This is a genomic window from Oligoflexia bacterium (genome assembly GCA_034439615.1).
Lineage (GTDB): Bacteria > Bdellovibrionota > Bdellovibrionia > JABDDW01 > JABDDW01 > JAWXAT01.
In genome coordinates this window covers 1-2,620 of the sequence record JAWXAT010000021.1, presented here as the reverse complement: position 1 = coordinate 2,620, position 2,620 = coordinate 1, and the positions used below count along the sequence as shown (strand labels likewise).

The window sequence follows — 2,620 nt, the reverse complement described above, 5'->3', positions numbered from 1 at the left end:
TTTTCAGCTAATAAGATGTAGTCTTTTTGTTCATACTTACCTAAAGAATTAATGTCGCTTTCCATATTGCGAATATGAACGAGCATATGAGCATCTACTTTCCATTTTTCACCATGATTAAGTTCAATGGTTTGCATTTCGCCCTCATGCTGATGTTCTTCATCTAGTACGGTTTCAATTTGCTCTTTGGGTTTTTCTGTAGAAGTATTCCCACAACTTAAATGAAGCAAGCTGATGGCAATCATTGAAAAGGTTGTCGTTAGCGTTTTCATATTTTCTTTTTTGTTATCCTGAAGTAGGCAATGATTGTAAAGACAAGTGTTACAAGTATTCTAAAAATCATGGCACCGATCGTTTTGGTTTCATAAATACCGCCTGAACTGGCGTGAATGTTGAGACCAATAAAAGCTGCTATGAGCATGAGCGTTGAGATTCCTAAAAGTATTGTAGTCCATTTCCTGCTCTTGATAAATCCATAAGCGGCAAAGAGGTACAGAATGCTACAGATGAAATTGGACCAAACCACAAATAAAACATAGTTGCCTTCTCTCGCTCTGATGCCAAATAGATCGAGTATAACAGAGATGCTTAGGAATAGAGTAAGCAAGCCAAACCCTACTAGCGAAATTACGATTATATAGGGAAATACTTTTTTCATTAAGATTTGGTTTTTATGAGTTTTAAAACAGATTGTATCAAATTGTCTCCGTTTATACTGATGTCAAATTGAAAGTTGGCGATTCTCCATTTAAACATTTGTAGTCGGAAAGTGCCCATCACGATATGCATTAATTCATCAGCGGATATTGAATTTGTAAATACGTTCTTTTGTTGTCCTTCCAAAATAATAGGGAGCAAATGTTTCATTTTTACACCGAATATTTTCAAAATGGTTTCGTTGATGCGTTGACTTTCTTCCAACAAGCCGTCAGAGAATACAGCCACCACTAAGTGAGGGTTCTTTTTAAAGAACGAAAATTGATTTTGAAACAGCGTGGTGAATTTTTCTTCGGGTGATTGTTTGCTATGAATCGCATTAGTGAGGCGTTCATCCATACTGTTAGCAAGATATTCGAGTAAGGCAATGATGATTTCTTCTTTGCTTGTATAGTGTCTATAGAGGGCACTTTCAGAAAACTTCATTTCTTTAGCCAGATTCTTAATGGTTAATCCACTTACCCCTGATGTGGTAAGTATTTTTCCTGCTGCTTCTATTATTTCAAACTGTCTATTCGATATGGCGGCTATCATTTTTTACTTTTTATTAGTTTAAAGGATTCATTTTCAAAAATGCAGCACCTAACCAAATCACAGAAGCGGTCATCGCCATTGCTCCGATTAATACTAAAGCGGGAGGCAAGCCGAAATACACTTCAGCCAGGATTCCAATGGGCATCAGAAGTCCGGTAAGTGCCAACCAAGAAATGGCTTTTACGTTTTGAAGTTTATCTCTGAAATGTAGAAGTAGATAACCAATCAGGATATTTAAAAATGCGAACAAGTTTCCGTGGACGTGTGCCAGCCTGCTTTCAAAGTGTTTTCCGATACTATAGGAATTTACCCATTCTTGTTTATCCGGAGCAAAGTCACGCAGGTATATTAATACAAAGCCATAAGCCATAAAAAGTCCCATTGTCAGGAACCCAATGGCGATATTGTATTTGCCGTTCATATTAAGTAATTTTTTAAGTAAGTGAACATTCGCACACAAAGATAGGTGAATTAGGAATAGACCTACAATATTTTTGAAAAAAGCTCAAAAAATGGCGAAAATAAGCTGTTGTTATTGGCCATTGGCTCTTTGGTGGTTTTATTGTGTGTCAGCTTTTGAGTAGAGACAAAGCCCAAATGCGCCAATTTGGGCAGGCTATAATTTTTTTTAGAACCTATGTATTGAGCTAAATGACTGCAAACACGACACTCCGTGACGAGTTACTGAGAACAGGCTAATTGCTTTTTTGACGCCAGAAGGAGTTCATTTCACTTTTTCGCTCGGATGAACTGAATTTAAGTTAACCAAACCTGTATCTAACTATGACTAAGGCGGAATTTCTTGAGATCTACAGCCAACACTGGGAAGATTTAAAGAACCTAAACCGACATTACAATCTGTACGATTTTGAAAAGGACTTTGCACAGCTGACTCGTGAGTTGGGTGCGGAAGTCTAACCAGTTTTTTGCGCCCACGAACTATATGATCGGAAGGGCATTGAGAAGCAAGAGAGTACAATAATGGGGTAGCTCTTTATTTGGAAATTTCAAGGATGCTCAGGATGACGCTATCCTGCGGTCAGTAATCGATACAGTTATCTTTTAGGGAAAGTATTCCTTTGAGGCGCTTGTGGCACCTGCTATGTTTTTAAAGGAGAGTGAATAGGTATAAATTTTCTACGCCTGGTTCACGCTACTTTATTTTACAAAAACCACTTACCTGTAAGAATCCAAAATTTTTTAACCCCGGAAAGGCTGTATTCATTTGAAGGATTTCCACATCCTTAAGGAGTAGATTGCCATGATTGAACACCGCACTATCTGCGGGGTCATGACCAAGGATACGGATATTGTTCAACTCAATCGCCTGACCTGCGCTAATCGAAAAAGCAGAAGATGACGTGGCTTC

4 protein-coding genes are annotated in these 2,620 nt (G+C 38.1%); all 4 read right to left on the bottom strand.

Going from position 1 to position 2,620, the window contains the following annotated elements:
* Positions 1 to 272, bottom strand: a 272-nt coding sequence (locus tag SGI74_04935) for a hypothetical protein (GenBank protein MDZ4676837.1), incomplete at its 3' end; no start/stop codon positions are given.
* A 385-nt stretch (positions 273 to 657) separates the two neighbouring features.
* Positions 658 to 1,251, bottom strand: coding sequence for a TetR/AcrR family transcriptional regulator (locus tag SGI74_04930; protein ID MDZ4676836.1), 594 nt, complete (start codon positions 1,249 to 1,251; stop codon positions 658 to 660).
* Between the two features lie 13 nt (positions 1,252 to 1,264).
* Complete coding sequence (locus SGI74_04925; GenBank protein MDZ4676835.1) at positions 1,265 to 1,672, bottom strand: hypothetical protein; 408 nt, start codon at positions 1,670 to 1,672, stop codon at positions 1,265 to 1,267.
* Positions 1,673 to 2,404: 732 nt separating this feature from the next.
* A partial coding sequence (locus tag SGI74_04920) for a hypothetical protein (protein ID MDZ4676834.1) occupies positions 2,405 to 2,620 on the bottom strand: 216 nt, incomplete at its 5' end.

What these genes read in the sequence shown, in the direction of transcription:
- SGI74_04930 (MDZ4676836.1), bottom strand. Translation starts at nt 1,251, where the DNA reads ATGATAGCCGCCATATCGAATAGACAGTTTGAAATAATAGAAGCAGCA.
- SGI74_04925 (MDZ4676835.1), bottom strand. Translation starts at nt 1,672, where the DNA reads ATGAACGGCAAATACAATATCGCCATTGGGTTCCTGACAATGGGACTT.